The organism is Roseovarius nitratireducens (assembly GCF_002925845.1).
GTDB lineage: Bacteria > Pseudomonadota > Alphaproteobacteria > Rhodobacterales > Rhodobacteraceae > Roseovarius > Roseovarius nitratireducens.
The window spans coordinates 177,137-197,143 of sequence record NZ_PDNI01000036.1; the positions used below are offsets into that span (position 1 = coordinate 177,137).

General features: G+C 66.7%; 17 protein-coding genes. 7 read left to right on the plus strand and 10 right to left on the minus strand.

Annotation, left to right across the window (positions count from 1 at the left end):
• The 7 genes from CRJ03_RS07625 (at position 1) to pstB (ending at position 10,710) form a co-directional block, all read left to right on the plus strand.
• A complete protein-coding gene (locus CRJ03_RS07625) occupies positions 1-888 on the plus strand; it encodes a DUF58 domain-containing protein (RefSeq protein WP_104018295.1) in 888 nt (295 codons plus the stop codon).
• Entirely contained in the window at positions 885-3,653 is a 2,769-nt protein-coding gene (locus tag CRJ03_RS07630; RefSeq protein WP_104018296.1) for a DUF4159 domain-containing protein, read from the plus strand. The genes CRJ03_RS07625 and CRJ03_RS07630 overlap by 4 nt, the downstream gene beginning before the upstream one ends.
• A complete protein-coding gene (locus CRJ03_RS07635; RefSeq protein ID WP_104018297.1) occupies positions 3,650-5,701 on the plus strand; it encodes a glutamine amidotransferase in 2,052 nt (683 codons plus the stop codon). The genes CRJ03_RS07630 and CRJ03_RS07635 overlap by 4 nt, the downstream gene beginning before the upstream one ends.
• Before the next feature lie 384 nt (positions 5,702-6,085).
• Positions 6,086-7,123: a substrate-binding domain-containing protein gene (locus CRJ03_RS07640; protein ID WP_104018298.1), complete on the plus strand. Its 1,038-nt coding sequence runs from the start codon at positions 6,086-6,088 to the stop codon at positions 7,121-7,123.
• Positions 7,124-7,221: 98 nt separating this feature from the next.
• Entirely contained in the window at positions 7,222-8,598 is a 1,377-nt protein-coding gene (pstC, locus tag CRJ03_RS07645) for a phosphate ABC transporter permease subunit PstC (RefSeq protein ID WP_104018299.1), read from the plus strand.
• A gap of 11 nt (positions 8,599-8,609) precedes the next feature.
• Complete coding sequence (gene pstA, locus CRJ03_RS07650) at positions 8,610-9,896, plus strand: phosphate ABC transporter permease PstA (protein WP_206018330.1); 1,287 nt, start codon at positions 8,610-8,612, stop codon at positions 9,894-9,896.
• Positions 9,897-9,912: 16 nt separating this feature from the next.
• A complete protein-coding gene (gene pstB, locus CRJ03_RS07655; protein WP_104018301.1) occupies positions 9,913-10,710 on the plus strand; it encodes a phosphate ABC transporter ATP-binding protein PstB in 798 nt (265 codons plus the stop codon).
• Positions 10,711-10,749: 39 nt separating this feature from the next.
• Here pstB and CRJ03_RS07660 read toward each other — a convergent pair whose 3' ends face one another.
• Genes CRJ03_RS07660 through CRJ03_RS07705 form a run of 10 tightly spaced genes read right to left on the minus strand, consistent with a single transcriptional unit; the run spans position 10,750 to position 19,960 of the window.
• Complete coding sequence (locus CRJ03_RS07660; RefSeq protein ID WP_104018302.1) at positions 10,750-11,100, minus strand: RidA family protein; 351 nt, start codon at positions 11,098-11,100, stop codon at positions 10,750-10,752.
• A gap of 21 nt (positions 11,101-11,121) precedes the next feature.
• Positions 11,122-12,216, minus strand: coding sequence for an NAD(P)/FAD-dependent oxidoreductase (locus CRJ03_RS07665; RefSeq protein WP_104018303.1), 1,095 nt, complete (start codon positions 12,214-12,216; stop codon positions 11,122-11,124).
• The gene (locus tag CRJ03_RS07670) at positions 12,213-13,241 is read right to left on the minus strand and encodes a histone deacetylase family protein (RefSeq protein WP_104018304.1); all 1,029 of its coding nucleotides are present in this window, start codon (positions 13,239-13,241) and stop codon (positions 12,213-12,215) included. The genes CRJ03_RS07665 and CRJ03_RS07670 overlap by 4 nt, the downstream gene beginning before the upstream one ends.
• Positions 13,238-13,720 (minus strand): GNAT family N-acetyltransferase, encoded by a 483-nt coding sequence (locus CRJ03_RS07675; protein WP_240611600.1) that lies wholly within the window; start codon positions 13,718-13,720, stop codon positions 13,238-13,240. Before CRJ03_RS07675 ends, CRJ03_RS07670 begins: the two co-directional genes overlap by 4 nt.
• Positions 13,721-13,723: 3 nt before the next feature.
• Positions 13,724-14,650: a 3,5-dioxohexanoate:acetyl-CoA acetone transferase gene (kce, locus tag CRJ03_RS07680; RefSeq protein ID WP_104018305.1), complete on the minus strand. Its 927-nt coding sequence runs from the start codon at positions 14,648-14,650 to the stop codon at positions 13,724-13,726.
• The gene (locus CRJ03_RS07685) at positions 14,650-16,002 is read right to left on the minus strand and encodes an aminotransferase family protein (protein ID WP_104018306.1); all 1,353 of its coding nucleotides are present in this window, start codon (positions 16,000-16,002) and stop codon (positions 14,650-14,652) included. The genes kce and CRJ03_RS07685 overlap by 1 nt, the downstream gene beginning before the upstream one ends.
• Positions 16,003-16,006: 4 nt before the next feature.
• Positions 16,007-17,077 (minus strand): ABC transporter ATP-binding protein, encoded by a 1,071-nt coding sequence (locus CRJ03_RS07690; protein ID WP_104018307.1) that lies wholly within the window; start codon positions 17,075-17,077, stop codon positions 16,007-16,009.
• Positions 17,078-17,131: 54 nt separating this feature from the next.
• Entirely contained in the window at positions 17,132-18,274 is a 1,143-nt protein-coding gene (locus CRJ03_RS07695; protein ID WP_104018308.1) for an ABC transporter substrate-binding protein, read from the minus strand.
• Between the two features lie 34 nt (positions 18,275-18,308).
• On the minus strand, positions 18,309-19,094 hold the full coding sequence (locus CRJ03_RS07700) for an ABC transporter permease (RefSeq protein WP_104018309.1): 786 nt from the start codon (positions 19,092-19,094) through the stop codon (positions 18,309-18,311).
• On the minus strand, positions 19,094-19,960 hold the full coding sequence (locus CRJ03_RS07705) for an ABC transporter permease (protein ID WP_104018310.1): 867 nt from the start codon (positions 19,958-19,960) through the stop codon (positions 19,094-19,096). Before CRJ03_RS07705 ends, CRJ03_RS07700 begins: the two co-directional genes overlap by 1 nt.
• Positions 19,961-20,007 lie beyond the last annotated feature (47 nt).

Consider the following 20,007-nt stretch of genomic DNA (forward strand, 5'->3'; position numbering starts at 1 on the left):
ATGGCCGATGCCGCCCCGAGCCTGCGCGCTTGCGCCGAAGCGGAAACGGCGCGCCTGCCGCCGCTGCTGGCGCGCGCCGACCGGCTGGCGCGCACGGTGATGATGGGCGAGCACGGGCGCAGACGGGCGGGCACCGGTGACGATTTCTGGCAATACCGCCCGGTGCAGCCGGGCGACAGCCGCCGCATGATCGACTGGCGCCGCTCGGCACGGTCGGATGCCCAGTTTGTCCGTCAGCGCGAATGGAAACTGGCGCAAAGCGTGATGCTCTGGGTCGATCCTGCCGCCTCGATGCGCTTCGCCTCGCGCAAGGATCTGCCGGAGAAGGCCGACCGCGCGCGGCTTCTGGCGTTGGCGGTGGCACTGCTCCTTGATCGCGCTGGCGAGCGGGTGGGAATGACCGGCACGGCGCTGCCGCCGCGGCGCGGTGCGGCACAGGTCGCGCGACTGGCCGAGGCGCTCATCGCCGAGAGCGGCGAGGATCACGCAGCGCCCGACATGTCCGGCCTCGTGCCGTATGGGCGCGCGCTGCTGGTCTCGGATTTCCTTGGTGACCCGGGGCCGGTGCGCCACGCGCTGACCGCGGCGGCGGATCGCGGCGTGCGCGGCGTGCTCCTGCAGGTGCTCGACCCTGTGGAAGAGGCGTTTCCCTATCGCGGGCGCACCATTTTCGAGAGCGTCGCCGGCACGCTCACCCACGAGACGCTCAAGGCATCTGATCTGCGCGCGCGCTATCTCGAGCGGCTCGCCGCGCGCAAGGACGAGTTGTCGTCGCTGGCGTCGGCGACCGGCTGGCAATACGGCTGCCACCACACTGACGGCCCCGCGCAGGCAGCGCTCTTGTGGCTGCACCGTGCCATCGCCGAGGGACGGGGAGGGCGCGCATGAGCCTGTTGTCCATCGGGTTCACGACGCCGTGGCTCCTGTGGGCGCTGGTGGCGCTGCCGGTGCTGTGGCTCATCCTGCGCGCGGTGCCGCCCGCGCCGGTGCGGCGGCGCTTCCCCGGTGTGGCGCTACTCTTGGGGTTGCGCGACGAGGACAGCGTGAGCGACCGCACGCCGTGGTGGCTGTTGCTTCTGCGGATGCTGACAGTGGCGGCGGCCATCGTCGGGCTGGCGGGTCCGGTGCTCAATCCTCGCGATGTCGACGGTACGGCAAGCACCGCGCCGCTGCTGATCGTGGTCGAAGACGGATGGGCCGCCGCACGCGATTGGCCGGCACAACGCGCCGCCATCGAGGCGCAGCTTGCACAGGCCGCGCGTGACGGGCGCACCGCCGCGTTGATGCGGTTGAGCGCGCCCGAGCGCCCCGTGTTCCGCGCCGCTGCCGACCTGCGCAGCCGCCTGCCGGGGCTCGCGCCCGCCCCGTGGAGCGCACGGCCCGAGAGCTATGCCGAGGCAGCGGCGCTGCTGCCTGAGGGCGCGGTAGAGACGCGCTGGTTTTCCGACGGGCTGGACCGCGACGGGCGCGAGGACCTGCTCGCTGCGCTCGAGGCGCGCGGCCCGGTGGTGGTGCACGAAAGCGCGCGCCCTGTGCTGGCGCTTGCCCCGCCGGGCCTAGAGGACGGGATGGTGGCCCTGCGTGCCTTGCGCGCGGGGGCGGAGGGCGCGCGCGACGTTGAGATCGCCGCGCATGGCCGCGACCCGGGCGGCGCCGAGCGGGTGCTGGCGCGCCTGCCTCTGGAATTTGCGCCCGGGGCCACCGAGGCCACTGGCCGCCTCTCGCTACCGCCCGAGCTGCGCGCGCGGATCGACCGGTTCGAGATCGAGGGCGCGCGCCACGCCGGCGCCGTCAGCCTCGCTGATGATGGGCTGCGGCGGCGCGAAGTTGCGCTGGTCGCGGGCCGCGAGGACCGCGAGGGGCTCGAGCTTCTGTCGCCACTTTATTACCTGCGCAAGGCGCTCGCCCCCAATGCCGACCTCCTCGAGGGTGCACTGCTCGATCTCATGCCTGCCAACCCCGACGCCGTGGTGCTGGCCGACGTGGCAACGCTCTCGTCAGCGGAACAGACCGCGCTGGGCGAATGGGTCGAGGCGGGCGGCGTGCTGGTGCGCTTCGCCGGGCCACGGCTCGCGGCGAGCGACGTGTCGCGCAGCGAGGAGGCCCCGCTCATGCCGGTGCGCCTGCGCGCCGGCGGGCGCACCGTGGGCGGCGCGATGAGTTGGGGCGCGCCCAAGACACTGGCCCCCTTCCCCCAGAACAGCCCGTTCCGCGGCCTCGACATCCCCGAGGACGTCAACGTGACCGCACAGGTGCTGGCGCAACCCGATCCCACCCTTGCCGACCGCGTGATCGCCCAACTGGGCGACGGTACGCCGCTGGTCACGCGCAAGCGGCTCGGTGCGGGGCAGGTGGTGCTGTTTCACGTTACGGCCAACACCGCGTGGTCGTCGCTGCCGCTGTCGGGGCTGTTCGTGCAGATGCTCGACCGGCTCGCGGTGTCCTCGACCCGGGCGGCACCGTCACCGGCAGAGCTTGCCGGGACGATATGGCAGCCGGTGCAGGTGCTCGACGGGTTCGGGCGCTTGCAGGACGCGGGCACGCGGCCCGGCGTGGCGGGCGAGCGTCTGCTTGACGCAGCCCTCGGCCCCGACCTTGTGCCCGGCATCTACGAGGGACCCGAGCGGCGCGTGGCGCGCAACGTGATCGGGCCCGAGACGCAGATCGCGGCGGCGGAATGGCCCGCCCGCGTGCCCGTCGAGGGGCTGGCGCTCGCGCCCGAGACGCCGCTGGGCGGCTGGCTCCTGTCGGCGGCGCTGGCGCTGATGGTGGCCGATATCCTTGCGGCGTTGGCGCTCTCGGGGCGGCTCTGGCGCGGCGGGGCGGTGGCGTCCGTCCTGGCCGCGCTCGCGCTTGCCGCTGTGTCACCCGGTCTGGCGCATGCACAGGCCAGCGACGACGCGCGCGCGATCGAGGCCACGTCCGAGGTGGTGCTCGCCCACGTTCTCACCGGTGATCCGCAGGTGGATGACGCCGCGCGCGCCGGTCTGCGGGGGCTTGGGCGCGTACTCACCTTCCGCACCTCGGTCGAGCCTGCGGCCCCCATCGGCGTCGATCTGGAACGCGACGAGCTTGCCTTCTACCCGATGATCTACTGGCCCGTCACCCCGGATCAGCCGCTGCCGTCGCCCGAGGCCTATGCCCGGCTCAACGATTACCTGCGCAAGGGCGGGTTGATCCTTTTTGATACGCGCGATGCCGATATCGCGGGCTATGGCGCGTCCTCGCCCAACGGTGCCCGGCTGCAACGGCTGGCCGCCCCGCTCGACATCCCGCCGCTGGAGCCGGTGCCCGAGGATCACGTGCTCACCCGCACCTTCTACCTGCTGAGCGATTTTCCCGGCCGTCACAGGGGCCGCGACGTCTGGGTCGAGGCCGCGCCGCCCGATGCCGAACGGGCCGAGGGGATGCCGTTCCGCGATCTCAACGACGGGGTGACGCCGGTGGTGATCGGCGGCAATGACTGGGCTTCGGCCTGGGCCGTGAGCGAGCGGGGCGATCCGCTCTTTCCCGTAGGCCGCGGCTATACCGGCGAACGGCAGCGCGAGATGGCTTACCGCTTCGGCGTCAACCTCGTGATGCATGTGCTCACCGGCAATTACAAATCCGACCAGGTGCACGTGCCCGCGCTGCTGGAAAGGCTGGGACAATGACCGGCACGGTGATCTTTGACCCGCTCGTGCCGCTGTGGCTCGTTGCCGCGCTGGCGGTTGTGACGGCGGCGGGGCTGGTGCTCGCGGCGCGGCGCGGGCTGGCGGGCTGGGCATTGCGGGCGCTGGCCGCGCTGGTGCTGGTCGCCGCGCTCTCGGGCCCCTCCTACCGTCAGGAGGAGCGAAATCCGCTCAGCGATATCGTCCTGCTGGTCGATGACCGCAGCGCCAGCCAGCGGCTCGCGGACCGCGCGGAAACCACCGCCGCCGCCACCGAGGCGCTGGCCGCCCGGATCGAGGCGCGCGACAATACCGAGCTGCGCCGTGTCACCGTCGGCGACGCGCCTGACAACCGCGGCTCGCTGGTGATGGGCGCACTCTCCGAGGCGCTGGCAGAGCTGCCCCGCGGGCGGATCGCCGGGGCGATTCTGCTGTCGGACGGGCAGGTGCACGATATCGAGGCCGCCCCCGACATGCCTGCACCGTTGCATCTCTTGCACACGGGCCGCGAGGACGACTGGGACCGGCGGCTGCGCATCGACAATGCTCCGGCTTTCGCCATCCTCGGCGAGGAGGTGCGCCTGACCCTCACGATCACCGACGAGGGCGCTGCCCCCGAGGGCGTGACCACCGTCCCCGTGGATATCGCCGTCGACGGCGCGGCGCCGCAGCGCTACGAAGTCCCGCTGGGGCGCGAGGTGGCGCTGCCGCTCACCCTGCCGCATGGCGGGCGCAACGTGCTGCAATTCTCCACACCCGCCGCCGAGGGTGAGCTGACCGACCGCAACAACACCGCGCTGGTGCAGATCAACGGGGTGCGCGACCGGTTGAGCGTTCTGCTCGTCTCGGGGCAGCCGCACGCGGGCACGCGGACATGGCGCAACCTGCTCAAATCCGACAGCTCCGTGGACCTCGTGCATTTCACGATCCTGCGCCCGCCCGAGAAACAGGACGGCGTGCCGGTGCGCGAGCTGTCGCTCATCGCCTTTCCCACCCGCGAGCTGTTTCTCGAGAAGGTGGACGAGTTCGACCTCATCATCTTCGACCGTTACCGGCGGCGCGGCATCCTGCCTTCGATCTATCTCGAGAACATCCGCCAGTATGTCGAGCGTGGCGGCGCGGTGTTGCTCGCCGCCGGGCCGGATTTCGCCGGGGCCGAGAGCATCTATCGCGGCCCGTTCGAGGAAATGGTCCCTGCGCGCCCCACCGCGCGCGTAGTCGAGGAGGGCTATCGCCCGCGGATCAACGAGCTGGGGCAACGGCACCCGGTGACAGCGGGGCTCGATGCGGCTTGGGAGGGCGACTGGGGTCGCTGGATGCGCCAGATCGAGGTGGAGCCCGACGCGGATGGCGAGGTGGTGATGACCGGCGCGGATGAGCGCCCGTTGCTGGTGCTCGACCGGGTGGGCGAGGGACGCGTGGCGCTCTTGGCTTCGGATCACGCCTGGCTGTGGGGGCGCGGCTACGAGGGTGGCGGGCCGCAGCTCGACCTGCTGCGGCGGCTGGCGCACTGGATGATGAAGGAGCCCGAGCTCGAGGAAGAGGCGCTGCGCGCCGAGGCGACCGGGCAGACGATGCGGATCACCCGCCGCACGCTCTCCGAATCGGTGCCCGACGTGACCATTACGACCCCCTCGGGCGACGAGGTGATCCGCTCGCTCGAAGAGGTTGCCCCGGGCCGGTTCGAGACGGTCTACGAGGGGCCCGAGATCGGGCTCTACCGGCTGGAGAACGGTGACGAGACGGCGGTAATCGGCCTCGGCCCGGCGGCCCCGGTGGAATTCGAGCGAACGCTGGCCACCGGTGGTGTGTTCGAGCCCGCCATCGCTCCCACGGGCGGCGGCGTGCGCGCGCTCAAGGACGGGTTGCCGGCGATCCGCGAGGTGCGCGCAGGCCGCCCCGCCGCCGGGCGCGGCTGGATCGGGATCACCCCCCGCGGGGCCTACGAGACGGTGAGCGTGCGGCAGACGGCGCTCCTGCCGCCGTGGCTGGTGCTGTTGCTGGCCGCCGGGTTTATCACCGCCGGGTGGCTGCGCGAGGGTAGGCGCTAGAGCGTGTCGCTCAAAAGTGGGAACCGGTTTTGAGCTTCTCGGACACGCGAAATCAATGAGTTGGAGCGGTTGCGTGAATGCGAATGAACGCGACACGCTCTAGGCACCGGTAACAGGGCATTACCTCCTCACGATCCGAGGCATATCCGGGGTTGATGCGCTCCGCGACTCCGTGTGTCATGGCCCGCGTTCGGCGACTCAAGATAGCACCGTCGTCCATGGGTTGGCGCTTGACCTCGGAGAAGCAACTTCACACGTCGCGTAAAGAAGTCGCGGTAGATGCCGTGCTTCATGTAAATGTTACAAAAGCGTAGCACTGATGTCACCCGAGACGCCTATCCGACGCGTGGTTGTCCAAACCTAAACCTGACAGCAGGAGCTATCATGTCCTACACCAAACTTTCCGTCTCGGCCCTGGCGCTCGCCGCCATGTCCGCGACCACGGCCGCCGCGCGCGACCAGATCAGCATCGTCGGTTCGTCCACCGTGTTCCCCTACACGCAGGCCGTGGCCGAGCAATTCGCCAACACCACCGGCGCGCCGTCGCCGATCGTGGAATCCACCGGCACCGGCGGCGGGATGCAGATATTCTGCGAAGGCATCGGCGAAAGCCATCCCGACCTGACCGGCGCCTCGCGCGCGATGAAGGCCTCGGAATGGGCCAAGTGCGTCGAGAACGGCGTGACCGACGTCACCGAGGCGATGATCGGCTATGACGGCCTGTCGATGGCCGTGTCGCGCGACAACGATTTTGCATGGGACCTGTCGCTCGAGGAAGTCTACCTTGCGCTGGGCGCCGAGGTTCCGGTCGATGGCGAGTGGGTCGCCAACCCCTACACCAAGTGGTCGGAAATCAACGCCGACCTGCCCGACACCGAGATCCTCGTGCTCGGACCGCCGCCGACCTCGGGCACCCGCGACGCCTTCGTCGAACTGGCGATGCGCGAGGGCTGCAAGGAGACCGATTACGTCGCGAATGGCGACTTCGACAAGAAATGGGTCAAGGAAAACTGCTCGCGCATGCGTACCGACGGCCCCTTCATCGAAGCTGGCGAGAACGACAACCTGATCGTGCAGCGCCTCGATTCGGACCCGAACGCGCTGGGCATCTTCGGCTACTCGTTCCTGTTCGAGAACATGGACAAGCTCAAGGGCGTGAACATCGCCGGCGTCCAGCCCACCGCCGACACCATCGGCGACTTCTCCTACCCGATCTCGCGCCCGCTGTTCTTCTACGTCAAGAACGCGCATCGTGGCGTGATCCCGAACTTCCAGGAGTTCGTCGAGGAGTACATGTCCGAGGACGCGATGGCCCCCGGCGGCTATCTCGAGGAGCGCGGCATGGTCACCCTGCCCGACGATCTGCGCGCCAAGACCCAGGACGACGTCATCAACGGTGCCTCCATGGAACCCAAGAGCTGATACGGCTATAGTCCCGACCGGGCACGGTACGCCGCGCCTTCCCGACGCCCCCTCTCGCAGTGGCGGGGGCGTCATTACTTGAAACGGCAGGCATTCCCATGACGCTCATCGCCTTTCTGATCCTGTTCGTCGCCGTGGTGATCGGATACGTTCTCAATCTGCGCGCGGCGCGCACCCTCCGCGCCGGCGGCACAGCGATGCATTCGCTCGACGGGTTCCACGGCGGATATGCCGCACTGTCGGTTCTCATCCCGACCTTCTTTCTCATCGTGCTGTGGCTGCTGTTCCAGGGAACGGTGATCGAGATGCTGCTCAAGGGGGGGCTGCCCTCGGGGCAGCTCGATGGCCTCGGAACCGGCGAAATTCAGTTGATCATGGCCGAGATCCGCTCCATCGCGGGCGGCCGCATCTTCGGTGAGCCCGAGCAATGGAAGCTCGACGCCGCCGAGCGTCTCGTGTCGCTGCGCGCGACCTCGGGGATGCTTCTGGTCGCCGTCACCGCGGCGCTGGCGGCGCTGCTTCTCTACCGCGCACGTCGCCGCGTGTCCGCCGGTTTCCGGGCGCGGCAGGGCACCGAGGGCATGGTGCATGGCCTGATGGTGGCCTGCGCCACGGTGGCGATTTTCGTGACCATCGGCATCGTCGCGTCGCTCCTGTTCGAGACGATCCGTTTCTTCAACATGGTCCCCTTTTGGGATTTCGTGCTCGGCACATCGTGGGAGCCGCAGATCCCGCTGCGCGAGGACCAGATCGCGGCAGAAGGCGCCTTTGGCATGTTGCCGGTGTTTCTCGGCACGCTCGTCATCGCCACGGTCGCCATGGTGGTGGCCACGCCCATCGGCCTCCTGTCGGCCATCTACCTGCATGAATTCGCCTCGCACCGGGTGCGTTCGGTGGTCAAACCGGTGCTCGAGATTCTCGCCGGCGTGCCGACGGTGGTCTACGGCTTTTTCGCCATTCTCGTAATTGCCCCCGCGATTCGCTCTTTTGGTAGCGATCTGGGCCTGCCCATCGCGCCCAACACCGCGCTGGCGGCGGGCAGTGTCATGGGCATCATGCTGATCCCGTTCATCTCGTCCTTTGCCGACGACGCGCTGGGCGCGGTGCCGCGCAGCCTGCGCGACGGATCGCTCGCAGTCGGCGCCACCTCGGCCGAGACCGTTCTCAAGGTGCTCTTTCCCGCGGCGATCCCGGGCATCGTGGGGGGCATCCTGCTGGCGGTGAGCCGCGCCATCGGCGAGACGATGATCGTCGTGATGGCCGCCGGTCTCATCGCCAAGATGACGATCAACCCGCTTGACAGCGTGACCACCGTCACCGTGCAGATCGTGACCCTGCTGATCGGCGACACCGCGTTCGACAGCCCCAAGACCCTCGCGGCCTTTGCGCTCGGTATGGTGCTGTTCCTGATGACGCTGGTGATCAACGTCGCCGCCCTGCGCATCGTGCGCAAATACCGTGAAATCTACGACTAGGACCCATGGCCATGACCGACGCGACCACGGACAAGTTCGACTGGACGGCCCCCGCCTTCCAGGCCGGTCTGCGCAAGCGCAAGCGCAGCGAATTGTGGCTCAAATCCCTCGGGCTGGGGGCGATCTCGATCGCCTTCGCGATGCTGCTTCTGCTGATCGGCTCGTTGATATCGACCGGGTATCACGCCTTCACCCAGACCCATCTGAAAATCGAGGTGGAGCTTGATCCCGACCTAATCCGCGCGGACGCGCCCGAACGCGGCAATTACCGCCAGATCCTGACGAACACGATGCAGTCGCTATTCCCCGATGTCCCCGATGATCGCGCCGAGTTGCGCAAGCTGACGAGCATCCTGTCCAACGGCGCGCAGTTCATGATCCGCGACATGGTTGTCGCCGATCCCGGCCTGATCGGCGAGACGGTGAGCGTGACCGTCCCGCTCTCGGATCCCTATGATCAGCTCAACAAGGGGCTGATCGACCCCGACACCCCCGAGGAGAACCGCCGCCTCAAGGATGACGAGATTGCAAATTTCAATCGGCTCGCCGAGGCGGAGGTGGTCTCCGAGCCATTAAACTGGGGACTGATCACCAACGCCGATTCGCGCTTTCCGGAACTGGCGGGGCTCAAGGGCGCGATCATCGGCTCGGCCTACGCGCTGCTGGTGTGTTTCCTGCTCGCCTTCCCCGTGGGCATTGGCGCGGCGATCTATCTAGAGGAGTTCGCACCCAAGAATCGCGTCTCGGATCTCATCGAGATCAACATCAACAACCTCGCTGCGGTGCCGTCGGTGGTATTCGGCCTGCTGGGTCTCGCGGTGTTCATCGGCTGGTTCGGGATGCCGCGCTCGGTGCCCTTCGTGGGCGGGCTGACGCTGGCGCTGATGACCCTGCCGACGATCATCATCGCCACCCGCGCAGCACTCAAGGCCGTGCCCCCCTCGATCCGCGAGGCGGCGCTGGGCGTGGGGGCGTCCAAGCAACAGGTGGTGTTCGGCCATGTGCTGCCGCTCGCCATGCCGGGCATCCTGACCGGCACGATCATCGGGCTGGCACAGGCGCTGGGCGAAACCGCGCCGCTCTTGCTGATCGGAATGAATGCCTTCATCACCTCGGCACCCTCGACGCCTTTCGACAGCGCCACCGCCCTGCCCACTCAGATTTTCATCTGGGCCGACAGCCCGGAACGGGGCTTCGTCAGCCGCACCTCGGCCGCGATCCTGGTCTTGCTGACCTTCCTCATCACGATGAACGCCATCGCCATCTTCCTGCGCCATAAATTCGAGCGGAAATGGTAGAAAGGACCGAGAAAAGATGTATGACGTGACAAAACCGGAGCACGACGTGGACCAGGCCGAAACCAAGATATCCGCGAGAGACGTGCAGGTCTATTATGGCGACACGCACGCCATAAAGGATGTCAACGTGGATATCGCGGACAAGACCGTGACCTCGTTCATCGGCCCCTCGGGCTGCGGCAAATCCACCTTCCTGCGCTGCATCAACCGCATGAACGACACGATCGACATCTGCCGCGTGGAGGGCGAGATCAGGATCGACGGGCAGGACATCTATGCGCCCTCCGTCGACCCGGTGCAGTTGCGCGCCAAGGTGGGGATGGTGTTTCAGAAGCCCAACCCGTTCCCCAAGTCGATCTATGACAACGTGGCCTACGGCCCCAAGATCCACGGCATGACCCGCAACAAGGCCGAGCTTGACGAGGTGGTGGAAACCGCCCTGCGCGGCGCGGGGCTCTGGGATGAGGTCAAGGACCGGCTCGACACCCCCGGTACCGGGCTATCGGGCGGCCAGCAGCAGCGGCTCTGCATCGCGCGCGCCGTGGCCACGCAACCCGAGGTCCTGCTGATGGACGAGCCGTGCTCGGCGCTCGACCCGATCGCGACCGCCCTGATCGAGGACCTGATCGACGGGCTAAAGAAGCAGTTTTCCGTGGTGATCGTCACTCACTCGATGCAGCAGGCGGCGCGTATCAGCCAGAAGACCGCGTTCTTCCACCTCGGCAACCTGGTGGAATATGGCGATACCGACATGATCTTTACCAACCCGCAGGATGAGCGGACGGAGAACTACATCACCGGGCGCACCGGCTGAGGCGTGGCCCCGCGCGACCAATCGCACGGGGCAGGGGGCTCATCCCTGCGCGGCGGTAACGATCAGTTCCACCTTGTACGCGGGCGTGGCGAGCTTTGCCTCTCCACAGGCGCGGGCAGGGGCGTGGCCCTCCGGCACCCAGGCATCCCAAACCGCGTTCATCTCTGCGAAATCGGCCATGTCGGCGAGCCAGATCACGCATTGCAGGATGCGCGTGGCGTCCGATCCGGCCTCGGCCAGAAGTGTCTCGACCTTCTCGAGGCAGGTGCGGGTCTGGTCGGCGACGCTGTCACCCGGGTTGCCGACCTGCCCGGCTAGGTAGATGGTGCCGTTATGGGTGACGATCTGGCTCATGCGTTGGCCGGTGTCGTGGCGGGTGATGTCGCTCATGGAATGTGCCTTTCGGTTGGATCAGATGAGGCGGTCGGGCGCGAGCGCGGCGCGGGTGGCCGCGTCGATTTCCGGTGTACGACCGGTCAACCGTGCCGCGCTCAATCGCGATAGCGCGGGCGCGGTCTGAACGCCATAGCCACCCTGACCAGCCAGCCAGAAAAAGCCATGTGTGCGTGGATCGAAGCCTGCCACCGGCGTGCGGTCGGGGGCAAAGGTGCGCAGCCCCGCCCAGCTATGTTCCAGCCGCGTGACCTCGTGCGTCACCGCCTGCTCGAACCGGTGCAGCCCCTCGGCGAGCACCATGTCCTCTGGCCAGGCGTCATGTGGGTCCACGGGGTCCTCGTCGGCGGGGGAGACCATCAGCTTGCCTGCTTCGGGTTTGGCATACCATGTCTCGGCGATAGAGCCGAAGATCGGCCAATGCTCGGTGTCGTGGCCCTCGGGGGCCGGAATGATTGCGGCGGAGCGGCGATAGGGTTGCAGGCCGAGGCGCGGCAGACCGGCCATCGCGGCAATCTCGTCTGCCCATGCGCCAGCCGCGTTGACGATGGTGGGCGCGGTGAAGGTGCCCTTTGCCGTCTCTACTCGCCATTGCCCGGCCTCATGGCGCAGCGCCTGCACAGCCGCACCGGTGACGATCCGCCCGCCGCGGGCGCGTAGCATCCGCGCATAGCCTTGCAACAGCAGGTCTACGTCGATCCCGCGCGCGTTGCGCTCGATCATCGCGCCCGCGATTCGCTCGGGGCGCAGGATGGGGACGATCTCGGCTGCCTCCTTGCCGGTTAGCCGCTCCACCCCCACCGCGCCATCGAGATAAGCGTCGAGCACCGGCAGTTCTTCTTCGGAGGCGACCATCAGCTCGCCGCGCGGGCTGAGGATCGGCTTGTCGCTGATCTCGCCGGGTTGCTCGAAAATCGGCTCTGCCACGGCGTTCAAGGCCCTCAGCGTGGCGTTGCCGTAATTGCGGATGAAGATCGCCGCCGAGCGACCCGTCGCGTGATAGCCGATCTGCGGTTCGCTCTCCAGCACGGTGACGCTGGCCCCCGCGCGGGCGCATTCGGCCGCCGCGCTGATACCTGCGATGCCGCCGCCGATGACGAGGATATCGGTCATGCCTGCGCCCCCTCGAACCCGGTGAGGGTGGCGGTGAGGTTCTGGCCCAGCTCCTCGCAGAGATAGCCGCCCTCCTGCACGAAGAGCGTGGGCAGCCCCAGCTCTGCTATGGCGGCGCCGATGCGGGTGAAGCCGGGGGTGGTGATGGCAAGCCCCTGGAACGGATCGCCCTCGTAGGCGTCGAGGCCAAGTGCCACGACCACGGCATCGGCACCGAAATTGGTGATGCGTTCGAGGGCCCTGTCGAGGGTCTTTAGGTAGTCGTCGTCGCTGGTCTTGCGTGGCAGCGGCAGGTTGAGGTTGTAGCCGGTGCCGCGGCCCTCTCCGCGTTCCTGCGCATGGCCCCAAAAGAACGGGTAAAAGCGTTCGGGATCGGCATGGATCGAGATGGTCAGCACATCGTCGCGGTCGTAGAAGATGCCCTGCGTGCCATTGCCGTGATGCACATCGACGTCGAGAATGGCGGGGCGCAGGCCGGCCATACGCAACCGTTCGGCGGCGATGGCGGCGTTGTTCAGAAAACAGAACCCCCCCGCCAGATCGGCGAAGGCATGGTGCCCCGGCGGGCGGCAGAGGGCATAGGCGGCGCGCGCGCCCTGCTCCAGCAGATCGGCCCCGGTCACGGCCACCTGTGCCGACCAATAGGCGGCCTCCCATGTGCCTGCGCCGATGGGGCAGGCCGTATCGGCCTGGTGATAGCCTGCCTGCCCCACGGCGGATTTGGGGTAGCCATCGGTGCGCGTGGCGGGGTGGATATTGGGGATCACCTCTGGCCCGCCGCCGTCGATCCGCTGCCAGCGGGTGTGAATGTTGTGCAGGAAGGTGACATACTCTGGCGTATGCACCGCGGCAACCGGGCCAAGCCCGGCCTCACGAGGCGCAATGAGGTCGCAGCCCGCAGCGCGCGCACCATGCGTCAGCCTCGCGATGCGCTCGGGCTGTTCGGGGCTGGGCTGGATGACGCCATTGGCCATGAAATGCTTGGGGTCATGCTTCCACTGGCGGTCGTCGAAAATGGCCTTCATCTGCCCTCTCCCTTCAGTCTTTCAAACCCTGCCTGTGACAGGCGCATCTGTGTCACGCTCTCCTGCGGTGCAAAGCCCAGACGCTCGTAGAACCGGCGCGCGGCGGTACTGTGGCCGTAGACTGCCAGCGTCATCCATTCGGCCTGCCACAGCTTCCCGGCCCGCCGCGCGATCTCGGCCAGAACACTCTGCCCGACCCCCTGTCCGCGCGTCGCGCCATCGACCCACAGGTCCGAGACATAGACCCCCGCCGCCCCCCGCGCCGTGGAAAAGACCGGGCTGTAGAGCGCCGCTCCGACCACGTCACCATCCCAGGCCAGAAGCCCGTAAGCCGCCGGAGTAGTGCCGGTCAGTGCCGCGCGCAAGGCGTCGAGCCCGGCCTCGTGCGTGTCCCCCAGGTCATGGCTCAGCGCACGCAGGGCGCGGTCCAGAAGAACCACGTCCGCCTCCGTCGTGACCGTGCGAAACTCCGTCATCATGACCTAGATCGCGGTCCGGTCCGCGCCCTTGAGTGCAAGCAGGCGGCGCGCGCCGTCGGCATCCACCACCTCGCGCCCCATTGCTTCGACGATGCCGCGCACCTTGGCGACCTGTTCGGCGTTCGACCGCGCCAGCGTGCCGCGCGCAATCGTCAGGCTGTCCTCCAGCCCCACGCGCACATGCCCGCCCATCGCAGCCGCCTGCGCTGCCATCGGCATCTGGTGTCGCCCTGCGGCCAGCACCGAGAACATGTAGTCATCGCCGAACAGCTTGTCCGCGATGCGCACCATGTGCGTGAGGTTCTCCGGGTCCGGCCCCATGCCGCCCAGTACACCAAACACGAACTGGATGAAGAACGGCGCCTCGATCAGGCCTCGATCCGCGAAATGGCGCAGCATGTAAAGATGGCCAAGGTCATAGCATTCGAACTCGAATCGTGCGCCGCGCTCTTGCCCCAGCTCCGTCAGGATGCGGGCGATGTCGCGTGGGGTGTTCTTGAACACAAGGTCATCGGAGCCTTCGAGGAACGGCTTTTCCCAGTCATGCCGCCAGTCGGTGATGCGCTCGGCCATCGGGTAGAGGGCGAAGTTCATCGTTCCCATGTTGAGCGAGGCCATTTCCGGCGCGGCCTCCTTGGGCGCGGCGAGGCGTTCGTCGAGGCTCATCACCGCGCTGCCCCCGGTGGAGAGGTTGAGCACCGCGTCGCAGCCCTGTTTCAGGCGCGGCAGGAAGGCACGAAAATGCTCCGGATCGGCAGAGGGTTGGCCCGTTGCGGGGTCGCGCGCGTGCAGGTGCAGGATCGCCGCGCCCGCCTCCGCCGCCTCTACACCCGCCGTTGCGATGTCATCGGCGGTTATCGGCAGATGCGGCGACATCGACGGCGTGTGGATCGAGCCGGTGAGCGCGCAGGTGATGATGATTTCGCGCATTACACCGCCCGCTCCAGCGCCGGGCGGATCTCCTCGGTGAACTCCGACAGCGACGCATCCAGCATCTCGGTGATCTCGTCGAGATGCGTCTCGGTCGCGATCATCGGCGGGGCGACGATAATATGGTCGCCCTCCACCCCGTCGCGGGTACGCCGCGAATAGACGATCAGCCCCTTGTCATAGGCGATCTGCACGAACCGGTTGAAGGCCTGAAGGTGCTTCGGCAGTGGTGCCTTGCTGCCCCGGTCGGCCATGAATTCGAACGCCGTCAGCAGCCCCTTGCCGCGCACGTCGCCGATGATGGCATAGCGCTGCATCAGGCCCTCCAGCCGCTCCTTGAGCTTGACCCCCATGCGCGCCGCGTTGCCCACCAGATCCTGCCGCTCGATCTCGTCGATCACGGCCAGACCGGCGGCGCAGGCCAGCGGGTTACCAGCATAGGTAAAGCCGTGCAAAAATCCGCCCGCATCCAGCACCGCCTCGACCAGCCGCTCGTGTGCGACCATCGCGCCAAGCGGCACGTAACCGGCGGCAAAGCCCTTGGACATGACGATGATGTCCGGCTCCAGATTCCAATGCTCGGAGGCGAGAAACTTGCCGGTACGCCCCGCCCCGGTCATCACCTCGTCGAGGATCAGCAGCACGCCATATCGGCGGCAAATCTCCTGCACCCGCTCCATGTAGCCCTTGGGCGGCACCAGCGCCCCGGTCGAGGCGCCACCGATGGGCTCCACTACGAAGGCCAGCACACTCTCGGGGCCTTCCTCCAGTATCTTCGCCTCCAGCATGTCGGCATAATGGTGGCCCGTCGCCTCGTCCTCGGGGTCCAGCCCGTCGAGGTAGGCGCGGGGCGCGGGCACCTTCGGCATTGCCTGCATCAGCGGCGTGAAGGGCTCGGTGAGCGGCGCATAAGAGGTGATGGCGAGCGCACCAAGCGTGCAGCCGTGATACGACGGCGCGCGGCTGATGATCTTCCAGCGGCTGCCTTCGCCGGTGGCGAGCGCGTATTGCCGGGCGAGTTTCAGGGCCGATTCCACCGCCTCGGACCCGCCCGAGACGAAGAACACCCGGTTCATGCCGTCCGGGCACAGGGCGGCGGTCTTGGCGGCGAGTTTCTCCGACGCCTCGGTCTCGAAATGCAGGCGGTAGCCGAAGGTGGATTTTTCCATCTGGCGGCGCATCGCTTCGAGCACGTTCTCGTTGGAATGGCCGATATTGCAGACCATCGCGCCCGACGATCCGTCCAGATAGCGCTTGCCGTCCACGTCCCACATGTAGACGCCGCGCGCCTGATCGAGCACCGGCTTGCGCTCGCGCCCCTGGTAGAAAAGGTGAGAAAGTTTCACGTTCATTCTCTTATCCCGGCAGCGCCGCGCAATCCTGCGGGCGCAGGTGCAGGTGGACCGAATCGCCCGCGGCGAAGGGGTGTTCGTCGATCAAGTTGATGGCTTGCAGTTGCGTCTCGCCCGCACGCACGAAGTAGCGCACCGCCTGACCCTGGTAATCCACGGTTTCCACGGTGGCAGGGACCGAGACAACGCCCTCGGGCGCCGGGTCGCGGGCCAGAAGCAGCTTTTCAGCGCGCACCACGAGCTTGGCCGCGCCCGTGCCCTTGAGGTTGGGGGCCTTGGCGGCGGGCACCTGCACGCGGCCGAAAGTGGGCTCTTCGAGCATGACGGCGGCGCCGTGATCGGTGCATTTCGCCGCCATGATATTGGATGCGCCGAGGAAGTTGGCGACGAATTCCGAGGCGGGGGTGTTATACACCTCTTCGGGTTTGCCCACCTGCTCCACGCGCCCCTCGGACATGACCACGATCAGGTCCGACATGGCGAGCGCCTCGGACTGGTCATGGGTGACGAAAACGGTGGTCACGCCGATGCGCTCCTGGATGCGCTTCAACTCCACGCGCATATCCTCGCGCAGGTTGGCGTCGAGCGCCGAGAGCGGCTCGTCGAGCAAGAGCACATCCGGCTCGATCACGATGGCGCGGGCCAGCGCGATGCGCTGCTGCTGGCCGCCAGAGAGTTCCTTGGGGTAGCGGTCGCCGACATTGGGCAATTGCACCAGTTCCAGCGCCGCCTGCACCTTGGCCGGAATGTCCGCCTTGGGCACGTCACGATACTTGAGGCCAAAGGCCACATTCTCGGCCACGGTCTTGTGTGGGAACAGCGCGTAGTTCTGAAAGACGAGGCCGAGATTGCGCTTGTGAATCGGCACGTCGTTGACGCGTTTGCCGCCGATCAGGATCTCGCCCTCGGTCGGGTCGAGCAGCCCGGCGATCATGCGCAGGTTGGTCGTCTTGCCACAGCCCGACGGGCCGAGCAGCGTCAGGAAAGCGCCTTCGGGGATTTCCAGCGTGGTGCGATGCACGGCGGTGAAGGTGCCGAAACGCTTGACGATGTCTTGCAGGGTGACGGCGCTCATCGGGGGCTCCTGTCAGGGGATGAGCCGCGCCCCGGTATGGGGCGCGGCGTTGGCTTAATACCCGCGCTGCACGCGGCTGAAGGTCTCGGACCATTCCGCCTCGTTGCCGTTCCAGTAATTCGGATCGGCAAAGGTGAGCGAGGCCAGCGTGCCGGTCGGATCATAGGCCGGCAGGGTCGGGATCTTGTCGCCCAGATCGACCTTGGTCCCGTCGAGTGCGGGGGGATAGTTCTGCCCCTCAGCCACGGCGATGGAGGTCTCGGGTGCGAGCATGAAGTTCAACAACTCCTCGCAGGCCTCGACCGGGCTGCCCTTGAGAACGTGCAGGCATTCCTGCCACGCAAAGCTGCCCGGCGCATCGTAATAGCCGATGTCGTGGCCTTCCTGTTGCAAGGCCGCGATACGGCCCGACCAGCCTTCGGTGACGTAGATTTCCTCCTCCGCCAGCAGGCTCATCAGTTCCGCCCCCGACGACCAGTATTTCAGGGCCAGATCGCGGTGGCTGCGGATCGCGTCCCAGACGGCCTCCATATCCTCGATATTGTTGGGGTCCTGGCCGGTCTGGAGCGCGCCATACCAGATCCGCGTGCGCCATTCGCCCCAGCCGCCGATCTTGCCCTTGTAGGCCTCGTCGATGAGGATGCTGGCACCTTTTTCCTTCATCTCCTCGTCGGAGATATACTTGCGGTTATAGGCCAGACCCGTGGTGCCGTAATCATAAGGCACCGCCGAGAGGTAATCCGGCGTAACCCCCCGGAACGCGTTGGTCAGCGCGTCCATCACCAGCGACATGTTGGGGATATTGTCGAGGTTCAGCTTTACGGTTAGCCCGAAATTCACGTAGCGGGCATAGTCGAACACGCCCGAGAGGTGCGCGATGTTGTACGTGCCCTCCTGGCTGGACCGGACCTGCGCGAGATACTCGTCGCTGCCCGCAAAGGTGCCGTCCACGACCTCGATGCCGGTCGCCTTGGTATAAGGCTCGAACGCATGTTCGCGGAACGCCTCGGAGACGACACCGCCCCATCCGTCGAATCGGACCTGTTGCACCTCCTGCGCGTGGGCGAACTTGGCGAATGGCGTCTGCACCCCATAGGCAAGCCCCGCCGCGCCGATCAGGCCCAGAAAATTGCGCCGGTCCAGGTCACCGTTGCGGTAGCGTTCGAGAAGTCGTTCATATCTCTTGGTATTGTCCATTGTCATATCTCCTTGTCGAGGGTTGGGGCGGTTCTTAGTTGCCGCCTTTCATGGCGAGTTTGCGGGCCACCGCCGCACCGAGCAGCGGCAGGCCCACGGTCATCACGATCATCACCGTGCCGAGCGCGTTGATTTCCGGGCTGATCGAATTGCGTAGCATAGAGAAGATCTGCGTCGGCACCGTCTCCACGCCGCCGGGCTTCCAGAACAGCGTGCCGGTGATGTCGTCGAAACTGATGGTGAAGGCGAAGAGCGCGCCTGCGGCCACGGCGGGCAGCATGAGCGGCAGGGTGACCGAAAAAAACGTCTGCACCGGACTTGCCCCGAGGCTGAGCGCCGCTTCCTCCACATCGCGCTTGATGCTGACCAGCCGCGCCTGCACCACGAGGATCACGAATGGCAGGGTAAAGATCACGTGCCCGGCGAGTAGCAGCGCAAAGCTCTTGCCGAGGCCGAGCCAGTTTAGAAACAGCAGGAGCGCCACGGCCAGCACCACCTCGGGCACCAGGATGGGAGCGATGAGCAGCGTGGTGATCGTGTTGCGCCCGGGCACGTTGTAGCGCACCAGCGCGAGGCTCGCGAGTATGCCGAGGGTGGTCGAGATCACCGCCGTCATCAGCCCCAGCACGATCGAGGTGCGAAAGGCGCGCATCACCGCATCGTTGTTCCACAGCGCCTCGAACCAGCGCAGCGACATGCCGGTCATCGGGAAGCTACCGAACTGATTGGCGTTGAAGGACAGAAGCACCACCACCGCCACCGGCAGGAACATGAAACCATAGACCAGAACGGTCCAGACGCGAATCGCCTGCCAGCCCATCAGCCCAGCCCCTTCGCCAGTTGCGCCATGCCGAGATAGCGGTTGTAGATCGCCACCAGCACGCCCAGCACAGCGAGCAGCAAGAGCGACAGCGCAGAGCCGAGCGGCCAGTTGAGCTGCGTGATGATCGCCTCGTACACGAGGTTGGCGAACATCGCATCCGTCGGTCCGCCAAGGATCACCGGCGTGATGTAGGTGCCCGCGCCCAGCACGAAGCACAGCAAACCCCCGGCGGCGAGGCCGGGCAGCGACAGTGGCAGGGTGACTTGGGTAAATGCCTCCCACCGGGTCGCCCCTAGGGAATTGGCGGCATCCTCCAGATTGGTGTCGATGCCCTCCAGGCTCACATAGACATTGAGCACCATGAAGGGCAGCAGGAAATGCACGAGGCCGAGGATCACCGTCGCCTCGTTATAAAGCATCTGCATCGGCTCGTTGATGATCCCGAGCGTCATCAGCAGGGTGTTGAGCGCGCCCGAGGTTCCGAGGATGTTGATCCAGCTCATCGTGCGAATGATGTAGCTGATCCAGAAGGGCAGCATCAGAAGCAGCAGCAGGGTCATCTTGTTGCCGCGTGAACGCGCGATGAAATAGGCCGCCGGATAGCCCATCAGCCCGCAGATCACCGTGGTGATTGCCGCGATCTTGAGCGTGTTGAGCAGGATTTCGCGATAGAACCGGTCCGAGAGCGCCTTTTGCCAGTTGTCGAGGTAGAACCCCACCGTATCCGCGCCCATCGCCGAGCGCAGCCAGAAGGAATAGACCACGATGAACATCAGCGGGATAATCAGCAGGAACAGCACCGCCCCCAGGGCGGGCGAAAGCAATATCCACGGCTGTCTCGCCTCGCGGGCTTCGACCGACATGCGTCTCCCCTTCATGCGCCGCCCGTCCATTGCGGGCTTGCGTCGAG